Origin of the sequence: Staphylococcus pseudintermedius, assembly GCF_001792775.2 — a bacterium.
In the GTDB taxonomy this organism is placed as follows: Bacteria; Bacillota; Bacilli; order Staphylococcales; family Staphylococcaceae; genus Staphylococcus; species Staphylococcus pseudintermedius.
In genome coordinates this window covers 1-16458 of record NZ_MLGE02000003.1, presented here as the reverse complement: position 1 = coordinate 16458, position 16458 = coordinate 1, and the positions used below count along the sequence as shown (strand labels likewise).

Genomic DNA, 16458 nt, shown 5'->3' with positions numbered 1-16458 from the left:
TCTCACCCTTTTTCTTTATGTCACACCATTAAATCTGCACGCGTCTATGCGGATCATTATAATGCAAACATGGATTTAACGAGAAGGGCGGAAAACAGATTGAAAGATTCACCAAATCAAAGAAAGACACCTAGATATGTCTCATTAAAAACATTTATGTTAAGTATTATCCTCACAGTATTATTGACAGGAATCATTATTTTTGGTTTCAATTACTTTTTCCAACAATACAGTAAAGATGAGAAAATTAGTGAGAATGCTCAGAAGTTAAGTGAAGTTTATGAAATATTGGCGTCAGATTTTTATCAAAAGCAAGATAAAGAACAGTTGCTAGACGAAGCCATTCATGGGATGACCAAAAGTTTGAAAGACCCTTATACCGAATATTTATCAAAAGAAAAAACAGCTTCTTTTCATGAAGATGTTTCTGGTGATTTCGTCGGTATTGGTGCGGAATTGCAACAAAAAGGAAAGCAAATCATCATTACGAGTCCAATGCAAGATTCACCTGCTGAAAAAGCTGGTTTGAAACCACGTGATGAACTGATTGCAATCGATGGCAAGTCAATCAAAGGAAAAACGCTTGATGCAATTATTCCTAAAATCCGTGGTAAAAAAGGAACTGAAGTGAAATTGACAATTAAACGTAACGGGGAAGAAAAGGAACTCACTGTGACAAGAGATACTATCCATGTTAAAAGTGTAAAATATGAAAAACATGGCAATGTAGGTGTGTTTAAAATTAATAAATTCCAAGAAGGGACGGCGGGAGAGTTAAAATCTGCCATACAGCAAGCGCAAAAATCAGGTATTAAAAATATCGTCCTTGATTTACGTAACAACCCAGGTGGACTCCTTGATGAAGCTGTAAAAATGGCAAATATTTTCCTTGATCAAGACGAAACGGTCGTTCAATTAGAAAAAGGCGATCAAAAAGAATCTATCAAAACACCAAATGCGCCGTTAGAAGGTGTGAAAGATTTAAAAGTATCGATTTTACTCAATGAAGGTTCAGCAAGTGCTTCCGAAGTCTTTGCTGGTGCATTACATGATCATAAAGTAGCCAAAATTTATGGTGAAAAATCGTTCGGTAAAGGGATTGTACAGACGACACGTGAGTTTGAAGACGGTTCGTTATTAAAATTTACTGAAATGAAGTGGCTCACACCTAATGGCCATTACATTCATGGTAAAGGGATTCAACCTGATATCCCTGTTAAAGGTGCGGATTATGAGAATATTTCTGTGATTCCTACCAAAACAACATATCACCAAGGACAAGAAGACAAACATGTTAAATCAATAAAAATCGGTCTTAAAGCACTTGGTTATGATGTGGGTACTATTGATGAACATTATAACGCCCAATTGACTACCGCAGTAAAACAATTTCAACAAAAAAATGATTTAACGGCAAATGGGATGTTTAACAAAGAAACAAATGGTGTATTTACAGAAAGACTTGTCGAGAAAGCATCGTCTGAAGATCTGATGCTAGAACAAACATTGAAAAAAGTAGAGGAGTGATGGGCTTGTTAAGAAAAGCAACATTGCAAGATCTCGATACGATTGAACAATTGACTGAAGAAGCAAAAGCACTCATGATTAAAGATGACAACCCACAATGGGACCATCGCTATCCTTTAAAGACACATTTTAATACGGATATTGAATCAGGTAGCCTCTTTGTCTATGATGAAGATGACGTGATTCAAGGTTTTATCGTGATTGATCAACAAGCACCAGATTGGTACGATACACTCGAATGGCCAGTTGACAAATCACAAGCATACGTGATTCATCGCCTTGTAGCCTCGCCACAATATCGTGGAACAGCTCAAGCGTTGATGACTTTTGCGATTGCATTAGCGAAAGAGCACAACATTGATATTTTATTAACGGATACTTTTTCACAAAATCAACGTGCACAACGTTTATTTGATAAATATGGATTCATTAAAATCGGTGAAATGACCAGCACAGAATTTCCTTTTGATAAAGGCAAGCCATTTTACGCATACTATAAAAAATTAACAGAATAGAGGGTTATTATGGTAAAAATTGCATTTACAGGCGGCGGTACAGTTGGGCATGTGTCCGTGAATTTAAGTTTGATACCGACTGCACTCGAAAAGGGGCATGAAGCTTTTTATATTGGTTCAAAACAAGGCATCGAGCGAGAAATGATTACATCTCAACTCCCTGAAACAACTTATTATCCGATTTCTAGTGGGAAATTACGTCGTTACTTATCTGTTGAAAATTTGAAAGATGTCTTTAAAGTCGTTAAAGGCATTGGAGATGCACGTAAAGTGCTAAAGCGCGAACGACCTGATATCGTATTTTCAAAAGGCGGCTTCGTATCTGTTCCTGTCATACTCGCAGCGAAGTCACTGAACATTCCGACCATTGTACATGAATCAGATTTAACACCAGGGCTTGCTAACAAGATTGCAATTAAGTTTGCGAAACGACTCTATACCACTTTTGAAGATACGCTAAAATACGTGCCACACGAAAAATCAGATTTCGTAGGGGCAACGATTCGTGAAGATTTAAAACACGGTCATCAACAAAATGGCTATGCATTGACAGGCTTCACACCTAATAAAAAGATATTACTCGTGATGGGTGGCAGTATGGGAAGTTTGAAAATTAATGAAGCCATTCGTCGTCATTTAGATGAATTACTGCAAACGTATCAAATTATTCATCTGACTGGGAAAGGTCTTGTCGCTTCAAATATTAATCAAGATGGCTACGTGCAATATGAGTTCGTTAAAGAAGAATTAACCGACTTATTAGCGATTACAGATACCGTCGTGTCAAGAGCGGGTGCAAATGCGATATATGAGTTTTTAACATTACGTCTTCCTATGTTACTTATCCCACTTGGTCTCGATCAATCACGTGGTGACCAAATCGATAACGCGAAATACTTTGAAAAACAAGGATACGCGACGATGTTAGATGAATCGGAATTATCGAGTGACACGTTATTACTTGCATTAACCGAACTTGAAAAAAATCGACATCAGTACATTCAAAATATGGAAAGTTTTACAGAAAGCTATACGCGTCATGATTTACTCGAAAAAATCATTCAAGACGCACTTCAATTGGAGGTTGGTGCATGACATATTGGAAAAAGATTTCTTTGTTAATAGTCTTCACATTAATATTTTCAATGATTGCGATGTTTCATGAATCACGTCTCGGTAAATGGATTGATAATGAAGTATATAATTTGATTTATGCGTCAGAAAGCTTTATTTCAACAGCAATCTTTTTCGGTGCCACGCAAATTGGTGAGGTATGGGCTATGATTGCATTATCACTCGTCATGGTTGCATTGTTGATGCTCTATCGCTATAAAATTGAGGCGCTCTTTTTCGCATTAACGATGCTGTTATCAGGGGTATCGAACCCTATTTTGAAAAATATTTTTGACAGAGAACGTCCAACTTTATTACGCTTAATTGATATTTCAGGGTTCAGCTTTCCAAGTGGTCATGCGATGGGATCAACTGCCTTTTTCGGTAGTGTGATTTATGTCGCACACCGTATTTTAAAAGGAAAAGCAAAAAGCGTGGCGATGACATTAAGTGTGTTAATGATCGTTCTCATTTCGAGCTCACGCGTCTATCTTGGCGTACATTACCCAACAGATATCATGGCTGGTATTGTCGGAGGGCTCTTCTGTATCGTGCTGACACAACTCATCCTACGCCACCCATTAGCCCAAACTAAAATCTAATCAATAAAGAACTGTCTTTCATGAGGAGAGACAGTTCTTTTTATATGCGATGGTTATCATAGCATCTAATTTCTTTCACTAAGTTCCATCTTTTCAAGCAATAGCATGAGATTACTGTGAAAAATATGACTGTCTTCAAGCATTATCTTTTTTAAAACACAGATACCCATGTGTACAAAAGAGAGGACGTGACATCAAGCTTTTTCTCTTCTTTCTCACTCAAAAACATGCACAATAAAAGCCGCCGCATTTACTGCGACGGCTTTTATTTAACGTTTAATATCAACGAATTTTATACGGGCATATAAAAGGGGATATTATTGAAAATGACTCAATCATAAGAACGAATTGTAGTGGGGGGTCGTTGGGATTGATAATCATTTTCAATTACATTATAACTCATTGAGAATCATTGTCAATTAAAAACGCAAATTTTTTTAAAAAACTTTCGCGTTCCTCATTTTTAGCATATGATTAGGGGGAGAGGTGGCTAATATGAAAAAAGTACTTATTATTGAAGACGAGCAAAATTTAGCACGTTTCATTGAACTTGAATTTAAGCATGAAAATTATGAAGTAGAAGTGAAATATGACGGTGTATCTGGTTTGAACCGCGCATTACAGCATGACTTTGATTTAATACTCTTAGATTTGATGTTACCAGAAATGGACGGCTTAGAAGTCTGTAAAAGATTAAGAACACAAAAAGATACACCGATTATTATGATTACTGCGAAAGGTGAAATATACGATAAAGTCACTGGATTAGATATCGGTGCAGATGATTACATCGTTAAACCATTTGAAATTGAAGAACTATTAGCTAGAAGTCGCGCACTCATTCGTCGTTATTCAGACGAAAACGTGTCCGATACAAATGTTGTGGAAATTGATGGTATTAAAATTGATAAGAGTGCTTTTCATGTCACTTATCAAAGCGAAAAACTGGAATTAACGAAAACGGAATTTGATTTATTATTACTCCTCGCTGAAAATAAAAATCGCGTCCTTCACCGTGAACAAATTTTAGATCACGTCTGGGGATATGAATCTGAAGTCGAAACGAATGTGGTTGATGTGTATATCCGTTATTTACGAAATAAGTTAAAGCGCATTGATAAACAAAAATTAATTGAAACTGTGCGTGGTGTCGGCTATGTGATTCGTCAATGAAACAATCAACGCTCAAGACAAAGTGGACTTTTGTAACGACACTCATTACATTTCTTATTATTTTCATCTTTTGTTTGCTCATCATTTATGCCATCAGCAGCTTATTAAAGCAAAATGAATTTGATAAAGCAGAAAGAAGCGCTGATGATCTATACAATTTACTTGAAACGAAACCGATGAAGAATATTACTGCATTAGAATTCAGCTCCGTACTTGATAACTATCAAAAAGTAATTTTATACAATAAGAGCGGCAAAAAAATATTTGAAAATGTCAGTACAACGAATGTGAAATTCACACCACCGTTTCAAGCTTATGATACACGTAATATTAAAATTTTGCGCACAGATAAAGGCTCATTCATCATCGTATCGACACCGATTAATACGCCTTATTTTAAAGGACACGCAACCATTGTCCATTCATTAAAAGAGTACGATGATTTATTAAACTTCATAACGTATCTCGCCCTAACATTTGGACTCATTGCATTATTTGTAACCGCATCACTCAGTTATTTCTTTTCATCTCAAATTACTCAACCGATTAATATTATTACTGAAAAGATGACACAAATTCGGCGTAATGGTTTCCAAGAAAAACTTGAAGTCCCAACCAATTATGAAGAAACAGATGCCCTTATCGATACTTTTAACAGTATGATGATGAAACTGGAGAGTTCATTTAACCAACAACGTCAATTTGTAGAAGATGCTTCACACGAATTACGTACACCACTTCAAATTATCCAAGGACACTTAAATTTAATTCAGCGCTGGGGTAAAAAGGATCCTGACATTTTAGAAGAGTCTCTGAATATCTCCATCGAGGAAATGAATCGGATTACGAAACTCGTTGAAGAATTACTGCTACTCACTAAAGATGATACAAGGTCAACTGAAAATCAAACTGAAAAAGTCGATGTGAATAATGAAATTAGAAGTCGTCTTCATGCACTACAACAAATTCATCCAGATTATCAACTCGACTTTCATACGAGTCAAGACTTTATATACTTAGAGATTAACTCATTTCACTTAGAACAAATTTTGCTTATTTTTCTTGATAACGCGATTAAATATGATACACAAAATAAGCATATTTCTATTGAAACGAAACTCATCAGCAATCAAGTCGTGATTAAAATTACAGACCGTGGCTTAGGTATCCCTCAAGCAGATCAAGAACACATCTTTGACCGCTTCTATCGTGTAGACAAATCACGCTCCCGTCAGCAAGGCGGAAACGGTTTAGGACTCTCTATTGCCCATAAAATGGTGACGTTATATCATGGCCGAATTTCAGTCGAGAGCGAAGTCGGGTATTTTACAACATTTACTATCAGTTTTGATTCGTGCGGATGAGTACAATTATCTGGCTTTTTGCCTTTAAATGTTCACATTTTAATGCTATTATTGACCTGTAAGCGTTTTTATTTTTTTCTGTGGAGGGTGGATTATGAAGAACGATAAACAGGTGACAGAGGCACCTGTAAACTTCGGCACAAATTTAGGACTCATTTTAGAATTATATGATCAATTTTTAGAAGATCCTAGTTCAGTGACTGAAGATTTACAAGTTCTCTTTAGTACAATTAAAGATGGTGAAGCGACAACATCATCAACAACCGAATCAAGCTCAGGAGATAGTACGATCAAGCGTGTGATGCGTTTAATCGATAATATTAGACAATACGGTCATTTAGAAGCTGATATTTATCCAGTGAATGCACCAGAGCGTACAAATATTCCTAAATTAAAGCCAGAAGACTTTAACTTAGATCAAGCAACTTTAGAAAACATTTCAGCTGAAATCGTCTCTGATCATTTTAAAGACATTTACGATAATGCCTATGAAGCTATTGAACGTATGGAAGAACGTTATAAGGGGCCAATTGCTTTCGAATATACACATATTAATAATAATAAAGAACGTATATGGCTAAAACGTCGTATTGAAACACCATATAAAGCAAGCCTTAATAAAGAAGAAAAAATCAATCTTTTCAAACTTCTGGCACACGTTGAAGGCTTTGAGAAATACCTTCACAAGAACTTTGTAGGTGCAAAAAGATTTTCAATCCAAGGCGTCAATACCCTCGTACCTATGATCACTCAAACAATTAAACGTGCTGCTGAAGAAGAAATTTCAAACATTCAAATCGGTATGGCACACCGTGGACGTTTAAATGTTTTAACGCACGTGCTACAAAAGCCATATGAGATGATGCTTTCAGAATTTATGCATACAGATCCAATGAAATTTTTACCAGAAGATGGTAGCTTATCTATCACTTCAGGTTGGACAGGTGACGTTAAATATCACTTAGGTGGCGTTAAAACGATCAATAACCATGGTATTGAACAAAAAATCACGTTAGCAAATAACCCAAGTCATCTTGAAGTCGTTGCGCCAGTAGTGACAGGCCGTACGAGAGCGGCACAAGACCAAACGGACTATTCGGGTAAAGTGCAAACTGATTTTTCAAATGCAATGCCGATTATCGTTCATGGTGATGCTGCATACCCTGGTCAAGGTGTGAACTTTGAAACAATGAACCTTGGTAATTTAGATGGGTTCTCAACAGGTGGTACATTGCACATTATTACGAATAACCGTATCGGATTCACAACAGATCCAGAAGACGGACGTTCAACAACGTATGCGACAGATGTGGCTAAAGGGTATGATGTACCGATTATGCATGTGAATGCTGACAATGTTGAAGCAACTATTGAAGCGATTGATATTGCAATGGAATTTAGAAAAGCATTCAATAAAGATGTCGTGATTGACTTAGTTGGTTACCGTCGTTTCGGTCATAATGAAATGGACGAGCCTACATTAACCAACCCATTACCATATAAACAAATTCAAAAACATGATACGTCTGAAGTGATTTATGGTAAACAACTTATAGACGAAGGCATTATGAGCCAAGATGAAATGGACGAAGTGATGGAAAACGTTCAAAAAGAAATGCGATCAGCGCATGACAAAATCGATAAAAACGATAAAAATGACAATACGGATATGAGCATTCCTGATAGTATCGCACAACCTTTAAAAAGTAATGAGTCTGAACTGTCATATGATCGCTTAAAAGAAATTAACGATGCAATGTTTAACTATCCAGAAGGTTTCAATGTTTTCAAAAAATTAAATCGTATTCTTGAACAACGTAAGCAACCATTTGAAAGTGAAGAAGGTTTAGTGGATTGGGCACATGCCGAACAGCTAGCATTTGCGACAGTCATGCAAGAAGGGACGCCAATTCGTATGACAGGTCAAGATTCTGAACGTGGTACATTTAGCCATCGTCATGCAGTGTTACATGACCAAGAAAATGGCGACACATTTACGCCATTACAACATGTACCCGATCAAAAAGCGACGTTCGACATTCATAACTCTCCATTATCAGAAGCTGCAGTTGTAGGCTTTGAATATGGTTATAATGTTCAAAATCCGTCATCATTTAACATTTGGGAAGCACAGTTTGGTGACTTTGCGAATATGGCGCAAATGTATTTTGACAACTTCATTTTCTCTGGTAATGCAAAATGGGGCGAATCATCAGGTTTAACGTTTTTATTGCCACATTCATTTGAAGGACAAGGACCTGAACATTCATCAGCACGTTTAGAGCGTTTCTTACAATTGGCAGCTGAAAACAACATGACTATTTGTAACTTATCAAGCTCAGCCAACTACTTCCACTTATTGCGTGCCCAAGCGGCAAGCCTAGGAACTGACGCAATGAGACCATTAGTTGTCATGTCTCCAAAAGGTTTATTACGTAATAAAACAGTCGCACAACCGATCAGTGCATTTACATCTGGTGGTTTTGAACCAATACTCCCAGTAGCACACGACGCTAAAAAGATTAAAAAAGTCATTCTCGCATCAGGCAAAATGTTTATCGACTTGAAAGAAAAATTAGCCAATTCACCAAACGAAGCGATTTTACTTATAGCTGTTGAACGACTCTATCCTTTCCCAGAAGAAGAAATTCGATCAGTTCTTGAAACACTTCCAAACCTTAAAACAGTCGCATGGGTTCAAGAAGAGCCGCAAAACCAAGGGGCATGGCATTATGCTTATCCAATGTTGAGAGACATCATTGGTGATCAATACGAATTGACTTATCACGGTAGAAAACATAGAGCTGCACCTGCCGAGGGTGATGGTGAAATTCATAAACTTGTTCAAAATAATATCATTGAAAATAGCTTAAATATTTAGGGGGCATAGGAAAAATGGCAGAGGTAAAAGTTCCAGAATTAGCAGAATCGATTACAGAAGGTACCATTGCAGAATGGTTAAAACAAGTAGGTGACACTGTTGAAAAAGGTGAAGCCATCCTTGAATTAGAAACAGACAAAGTGAATGTCGAAGTCGTTTCTGAAGAAGAAGGTACAATTCAAGAGTTACTTGCTGAAGAAGGCGACACAGTAGAAGTCGGCCAAGCCATTGCAATAGTGGGTGAAGGTGGCGCTGCTACATCTTCAAGTGATGATTCAAAAACTGACTCAAAAAACGCGTCAAATAAATCAGAACAAAAAGCGTCAGACAAACAAGAGCAGAAAGAAGAAAAATCATCTTCTGACAAAGAAAGCCAAAGCAGTCCTTCAAACGAACGCATTAATGCAACACCTTCAGCACGTCGCGCGGCACGTGAAAAAGGCATTAGCTTAAGCGAAGTGAGTGGCAAAGCAAATGATGTCGTTCGTAAAGAAGATGTTGAACGTGGCTCACAACAAAAATCAACAGGTGCTGCTCAATCTAAAGAAAAAGAAGCTGCTACACCACAAGCACCTAAAACACCATCAAAACCAGTAATTCGTGAAAAAATGAGTCGTAGAAAACAAACTGCAGCTAAAAAATTATTAGAAGTAAGCAATAACACTGCAATGTTAACGACATTCAATGAAGTAGACATGACGAACGTGATGGCGCTCCGAAAACGTAAAAAAGACAAATTCATGGAAGATCATGACGGCACGAAACTTGGCTTCATGTCATTCTTCACAAAAGCAGCGGTTGCCGCATTGAAGCGTTACCCTGAAGTGAACGCTGAAATCGATGGCGACTACATGGTTACAAAACAATACTACGATATCGGTATTGCCGTGTCTACACCAGGCGGTTTACTCGTACCAAACGTTAGAGATTGCGATAAGAAGAACTTTGCTGAAATTGAGCAAGAAATTGCCAACTTAGCGTCAAAAGCACGTGATAACAAATTGACACTGGATGACATGATGAACGGCTCATTCACAATTACAAATGGTGGTATTTTCGGTTCAATGATGTCAACACCGATTATCAATGGTAGTCAAGCTGCAATTTTAGGTATGCACTCTATTATTACGAGACCGGTTGCGATTGATCAAGATACGATTGAAAACCGCCCAATGATGTACATCGCATTAAGTTATGACCATAGAATTATCGACGGAAAAGAAGCAGTAAGTTTCTTGAAGATGATTAAAGAGTTAATTGAAAACCCTGAAGATTTATTATTAGAGTCTTAATCGTTTCGGGTTTAGAGAGAAATCTGTAATAGGTTTCTCTCTTTTTTATAATCTCTAGTCAATTGATTAAATTGGGCTATGCTTTTTGAGTGAACTAAAAATGTAGAAATCATCTAAATTTTATAACACCTCATGCCATTTGGGAGCATTTATATTAATATATAACAAAATATTAACCCATCGAAAGGAGTGTTACGGATGAATCATGCGCTCATATATATTTTAATTGTGATTGGTATTGCGAACATCATCGCGCAATTCGGTTTCATTATCGCAAGTCTGTTTGGTTTTATGCATTATTATCCGATTTTTCAGTTGCTTGGTACCTCTTTATTAGTGCTATTTGCGATAGATCATTTGAAGTTCAATCACTCTAAATCGATATATTTGATTTTGGGTTTAGCATTGATCACTTCGGGAGTGCTAATAAAATTATAAAGGCATAAACTCTGATTCGATAGTTCATTTAAGTTATAATGAATGTGAAGAGGAGTGAGATGAAATGGCGCAATTTCGCAGTGTGACATTGGGCACTAAAAGTATAGACAAAACGATTGATTTATTCCATAATATGTTAGGTATGGCCTACGATAGAAAGGGCAATCGTGTTCAATTTGGAGATGCACAACTTAGCCCTGGTACGCGCCTTCAATTTGTTGAAATAGCAGAATCGATTAAACCGAAGCATCAACATTTTGAAAGTGTGGCATTGCGTACACCGAGTAACCATGGTATTGACGAATATATGGCCATTTTACAAGAACACCAATATGCTTTTGAAGGACCTGCACAGTTGAATGGTCATCAAAGGCTACAATTTTCTGATGCCAATGACCAACATTTCAACATTTTTTCAGACGAAGCGAATGTCGGTGTTGGATTGGGAAGGCCTAGTGAAGAGAGTTCTGTGAGTCCGCTACATCAAGTACAAGGACTCGGTCCAGTGATGTTGCGTACACAAGAACCTGCTGTGACGATGACGTTATTAAGTAATTTGTTTGGCTTTAAACCTATTGCTGAATACACTTCACCTCAAGCAAATCAATCTGTCGTAGTTATGGAAGGTGAAGGCGGTGGATTAGGTGCTGAAGTTCATATTTATCAATCAGACACTATACAAATTCCACCTTATGGCATCGTTGACCAACTCGAATTCACAGCACAACACGAAGCCGAATTTAATAATGCGTTGAATCAACTGACACATCACGATATCCCTTTTCAACAACTTAAAAATGATCAACATGAGACGCGTTCGATTCGCGTCAATGATATGAGTGGTTTGGCATTGATTTTAACATTAGCGCATGCAACGAAAGGAAGTTAAACTATGTTACATGAAACTTGGAAAACGCGTACACCACTAAAAAAGGTGAAAGTCGTTCATACAGATGCAAAGAAATTTACTGTCAGCGATATGTTAACTGTTGGTGAAACATATGATGTCGTTAACGAAACTGAAGAATACTATCAAATTATTGATAACTCAGGTCACGTTGGCGGTTATTACAAAACTTATTTTGAAGAAGTATAAGTATTTCTTGCGTTATAGCGATTTAGAATTTAAAAAAGCGGGGGTATCTCGGTACTCACGTCTTTTTTCATGCACTTAAATAGAAAGGAAAATGACAATGGTTAAGGAATTTACTGGTTATATCAACTCCGATGAGACTGTTCTAGGAGATGCAATCAAGTTATTCGAATTGAATAAAAATATTTTACTAAAAGGGCCAACTGGGTCAGGGAAAACGAGATTAGCTGAAACGTTAAGCGAAATGACTGAATTACCGATGCATCAAATTAACTGTTCTGTTGATTTAGATGCAGAAAGTTTACTCGGCTTTAAAACGATTAAAACATCAGATGAAGGCCATCAAGAGATTGTTTTTATCGATGGTCCAGTGATTCGTGCGATGCGTGAAGGTCATATTTTATACATCGACGAAATCAATATGGCGAAACCGGAAACGTTACCAATTTTAAATGGTGTGTTGGACTATCGTCGTCAATTGACCAACCCATTTACGGGTGAAGTTATCAAAGCGGCGCCTGGTTTTAAAGTCATAGCAGCCATTAATGAAGGCTATGTCGGGACGCTACCGATGAATGAGGCGTTAAAAAACCGTTTCGTCGTGATTAATGTAAATTATATTGATGGCCAAACTTTACATGATGTCATCAAAGCACAAAGTTTATTGCAAGACGATTCACTAATTGATCAAATTATTAAATTTAATGCTGATTTACGTACGATGACACAACAAGGTCAATTGTCTGAAGAAGCAGCAAGTATTCGTGCATTAATCGATATGAGCGATTTAGCGACTGTGATGCCGATTGAACGCGCGATTCAACGTAGTATCATTGATAAATTAGAAGATGAACGCGAACAACAAGCGATAATGAATGCGGTAGAACTTAACTTTTAGAAGGTGATATTATGAGCGATCGCTTTATCATGTTTAACGACGAACAACTCGATGCCATGAAAATGATGATGTTACAAGATTTAGCACGCCTATTGTTGAAAAATCCGAATACACAAGTCAAAGTCCATAAATTTCCATATTATGATGCCATCAATGATGAGGTTATTTGTAGTTCTTTTTGGGCCCATCGACCTGAATATGTTGAACATACCGGACTGAAGACAGACGTTTTACTGGCGACTTATAGCTATTTTCATATGGATCCACAAATTGTCAATAAAGTCGTGTCGAATGAGGAGGGATTCAATCATCCGAAACTCTATCGTCAACTTTTTAAGATGATGGAAGAGATGCGTATTTTAAATTTAATTGAACGCGAACGGCCACGTACACAAAAATTGATCCAACTTCGTAAGCAAACACGTCAGCAATACAGTGCATCACAAATGAACGTGTATCAAACGAAAACATTATTTACAGATTTGTTCTTTTTAAATTTAGAATATTCATTTTTACGAGATGATTTTTATACCATCCCGCATATTCATCCTGATTTTCAGCCGACACTCGAATTCATTTATCAATATTTGCCGGATGCGTTTCAATTACAGTCAAGCGAAGAAACAATGTATTTAACGCAACGGATTATGTATCAAGTGGATGACTGGTTAGACGAAGATATGTTAAACGAGTATTATCATATCCCGCGTCACGTCTATGAAGCATTATGCCAGTTTACACTTGAAGATTTGAAACGTGTCGATACCGCAAATACGGATCAGCATAACGGAGAGAAAGAGGACGATGTCGAAACTGAAAAAATAGAATCTAAAAATATCGATAGTAAATCTGCCGGTGGTGCTTATCTCGAAATGGAACTTCATGAAGGTGAAAACAGTGATGTGCTAGGTGATGATAGTGCACGTGAAGGTGACAGCACTGACGACATGACAGACATGATGAGTAAAAAGGGGAAAGGTTCAAATGATACGTTAGATGATCAAGAAGGTGGCGAACAAGGGCCTTCAAACGCATTACTGAGCCTTAAAGGGATTAACCAATATGTAGATATTAAGTGGCATGTACCAGATATTTTGCCAGAATATATTGAAAGTTATCATCAAGTTCAAACATCGGTCCAATTTGAAATCAAAGACCTTATTCAAATTATTAAAAAGACAATCGATCGTGAATATCAAGACGTGCGTGCGAATTTAACGAAAGGGCGTTTGCAGCGTAATTTGGTCAATTGGTTTATAGATGATCAGTATAAATTATTTTATAAAAAAGCTGACCAAAGCCGAACTTTTGACGCTACTTTTACGTTATTAATCGACGCATCAGCGAGTATGCACGACAAAATGGATGAAACCATTAAAGGCGTTGTATTGTTTCATGAAACATTGAAAGCACTCAATGTAAAGCATGAAATACTTGCTTTTAATGAAGATGCTTTTGATGCAGATGCACAATATCAACCGAATATCATTGACGAGATTATTAATTACCATCAGTCAACTTTCAATACCGAAGCACCGAGAATTATGTCACTCACACCTCAAGACGATAATCGTGATGGGGTCGCAATTCGGGTGGCAAGTGATCGTTTATTGTCTCGTTCAGAACAACAGCGTTTTCTTATTGTCTTTTCGGATGGTGAACCTTCTGCGTTTAACTATAGTCAAGACGGCATTTTAGATACGTATGAGGCTGTTGAAAACTCACGTAAACTCGGCATCGAAGTGTTCAATGTCTTTTTAAGCCAAGAATCCATTACTGAATCAATCGAACAAACGATCCATAACATTTATGGACAATATGCCATCTTTGTTGAAGGTGTCGAACATTTGCCAAGCTTACTTTCACCATTACTGAAAAAGTTATTATTGAAGTCATTTTAGTCTTTTTTTTGCCTATTATGTAACAACAATTTTCAAATTTTCAGAAATTTTATAGACGGCTACGGGTTCTTGTGATAGAATGAATCATATTTATTTAGGAATTTTAAGGAGTAGCATTATGAATAAAAACACTTTATTTATTGGGTTTATGTTATTTGCCATCTTCTTTGGCGCAGGGAACTTGATTTTCCCACCAAATTTAGGACTAGAAAGTGGACAATTCTTTTGGCCGTCAATTTTAGCTTTTGTCATTACGGGTATTGGTTTACCATTAATGGGCGTGATGGTAGGTGCTTTAGATAAACAAGGTTACATTGGTTCGATCAACAAAATACATCCCGTTTTCTCAGTTGTATTTTTAGTTTCGATTTATTTAACGATTGGACCCTTATTTGCCATTCCACGTACAGCATCAACGTCTTTCGAGATGACAGTGACACCGATCATTCATTCGAGTAGTCCCGTTTGGTTATTTGTCTTCTCAGTGATCTATTTCTTAATCGTGTTGTACTTATGTTTGAACCCTGGCAAAATCGTTGACCGTATCGGTGCCATTTTAACACCACTGCTTTTAATCACGATTATTGCGATGATTATTAAAGGTTTTGTAGATTTTGGAGGTAGCACACAAAACACTGCAAACCCTGAAGTATACACTTCTGCGTTAGGTGGCTTTTCTAAAGGTTTCACTGAAGGCTATTTAACGATGGATGCGATTGCGGCAATTGCGTTTTCAATGATTGTTGTAAATGCAATTAAAGCGACAGGCATTAAACACGCAAATGATATTTTCAAACAAACTGCAATGGCAGGTATCATTGCTGCCATCGCTTTAGCAGTCATTTACATTTCTTTGGGCTTCATTGGTAACCACATAATCATCCCTGAAGAAACAATGAAAAAATTAGTTGAAAATGACCAAAACATTGGTGCTTACTTGCTCATTACGATGGCAGATACAGGCTTTGGTTCATTTGGTAAATATTTACTCGGTATTATCGTAGCACTAGCTTGTTTAACGACAGCGTGTGGTTTGATCGTGTCAGTAAGTGAATATTTCAACAGCATCTTACCGAAAATTTCATATAAAGTTTATGTCTTTATCTTTACAATCATTAGCTTTATTTTATCGAACTTAGGTTTAAACGCAGTGATTAAACTTTCAATTCCAGTATTATTGATCGTTTATCCAATCGCTATTACAACAGTAATGTTAATTTTAATCGCACGCCTTGTACCGACACGTCCGATTACGCAACAAATGACTGTTGCAGTTGTAACGATTGAATCCATTCTTAGTGTCATCAATGCAAATGGTTGGGCGAAAATTGGTTTTATCAATCAATTGCCATTACACGAACATTCATTAGAGTGGTTCCCAATCGCTGTCATTACAATGATTATTGGTTACATCATTGGCGCATTTATGAAAAACTCTGATATCATCGTGTACGAAAAAGAATAAGCTTAACATCATGAACAAGACAAGTCACATTTCTGTGGCTTGTCTTGTTTGCTACCTCTTTAAACTTTGGTTCTTTGTCAACGTCGGTTGGTGAGACGATAACGCATTAAGCAACGTTATTTTGTTGTTTAATGCGTTTTTTATATTCACTTACAAATACCTTAGAAATCATTAAGATACGATTCCTAAAATTCCA

14 protein-coding genes are annotated in these 16458 nt (G+C 37.0%); all 14 read left to right on the top strand.

Annotated elements, in window-relative coordinates; genetic code table 11:
• Positions 1-69: 69 nt before the first annotated feature.
• A complete protein-coding gene (locus BJK46_RS02875) occupies positions 70-1527 on the top strand; it encodes a S41 family peptidase (RefSeq protein WP_411062352.1) in 1458 nt (485 codons plus the stop codon).
• Positions 1527-2042 (top strand): GNAT family N-acetyltransferase, encoded by a 516-nt coding sequence (locus BJK46_RS02870; RefSeq protein ID WP_020219604.1) that lies wholly within the window; start codon positions 1527-1529, stop codon positions 2040-2042. The genes BJK46_RS02875 and BJK46_RS02870 overlap by 1 nt, the downstream gene beginning before the upstream one ends.
• A 9-nt stretch (positions 2043-2051) precedes the next feature.
• Complete coding sequence (locus BJK46_RS02865) at positions 2052-3137, top strand: undecaprenyldiphospho-muramoylpentapeptide beta-N-acetylglucosaminyltransferase (protein WP_015729120.1); 1086 nt, start codon at positions 2052-2054, stop codon at positions 3135-3137.
• A complete protein-coding gene (locus BJK46_RS02860; RefSeq protein WP_015729119.1) occupies positions 3134-3757 on the top strand; it encodes a phosphatase PAP2 family protein in 624 nt (207 codons plus the stop codon). The genes BJK46_RS02865 and BJK46_RS02860 overlap by 4 nt, the downstream gene beginning before the upstream one ends.
• A gap of 495 nt (positions 3758-4252) precedes the next feature.
• Positions 4253-4930 (top strand): response regulator transcription factor, encoded by a 678-nt coding sequence (locus BJK46_RS02855; RefSeq protein ID WP_014613931.1) that lies wholly within the window; start codon positions 4253-4255, stop codon positions 4928-4930.
• Positions 4927-6294 (top strand): HAMP domain-containing sensor histidine kinase, encoded by a 1368-nt coding sequence (locus BJK46_RS02850; RefSeq protein ID WP_015729118.1) that lies wholly within the window; start codon positions 4927-4929, stop codon positions 6292-6294. The genes BJK46_RS02855 and BJK46_RS02850 overlap by 4 nt, the downstream gene beginning before the upstream one ends.
• A gap of 94 nt (positions 6295-6388) precedes the next feature.
• Positions 6389-9175 carry a 2-oxoglutarate dehydrogenase E1 component gene (locus BJK46_RS02845; protein WP_014613933.1) on the top strand — a complete coding sequence of 929 codons (2787 nt, stop codon included), beginning with the start codon at positions 6389-6391 and terminating at the stop codon, positions 9173-9175.
• Positions 9176-9189: 14 nt separating this feature from the next.
• A complete protein-coding gene (gene sucB / locus BJK46_RS02840; protein WP_014613934.1) occupies positions 9190-10467 on the top strand; it encodes a dihydrolipoyllysine-residue succinyltransferase in 1278 nt (425 codons plus the stop codon).
• A 198-nt stretch (positions 10468-10665) separates the two neighbouring features.
• Positions 10666-10905: a hypothetical protein gene (locus BJK46_RS02835; protein ID WP_014613935.1), complete on the top strand. Its 240-nt coding sequence runs from the start codon at positions 10666-10668 to the stop codon at positions 10903-10905.
• A 64-nt stretch (positions 10906-10969) separates the two neighbouring features.
• Positions 10970-11794 carry a VOC family protein gene (locus tag BJK46_RS02830; protein WP_103263596.1) on the top strand — a complete coding sequence of 275 codons (825 nt, stop codon included), beginning with the start codon at positions 10970-10972 and terminating at the stop codon, positions 11792-11794.
• Between the two features lie 3 nt (positions 11795-11797).
• Positions 11798-12001, top strand: coding sequence for a DUF6501 family protein (locus tag BJK46_RS02825; protein ID WP_014613937.1), 204 nt, complete (start codon positions 11798-11800; stop codon positions 11999-12001).
• A gap of 97 nt (positions 12002-12098) precedes the next feature.
• Positions 12099-12896 carry an ATP-binding protein gene (locus tag BJK46_RS02820; protein WP_014613938.1) on the top strand — a complete coding sequence of 266 codons (798 nt, stop codon included), beginning with the start codon at positions 12099-12101 and terminating at the stop codon, positions 12894-12896.
• An 11-nt stretch (positions 12897-12907) separates the two neighbouring features.
• Positions 12908-14797, top strand: a complete 1890-nt coding sequence (locus BJK46_RS02815; RefSeq protein ID WP_103263597.1) for a vWA domain-containing protein — start codon at positions 12908-12910, stop codon at positions 14795-14797.
• A 118-nt stretch (positions 14798-14915) separates the two neighbouring features.
• Positions 14916-16262: a branched-chain amino acid-like transporter carrier protein BrnQ3 gene (gene brnQ3, locus BJK46_RS02810; protein WP_015729113.1), complete on the top strand. Its 1347-nt coding sequence runs from the start codon at positions 14916-14918 to the stop codon at positions 16260-16262.
• Positions 16263-16458 lie beyond the last annotated feature (196 nt).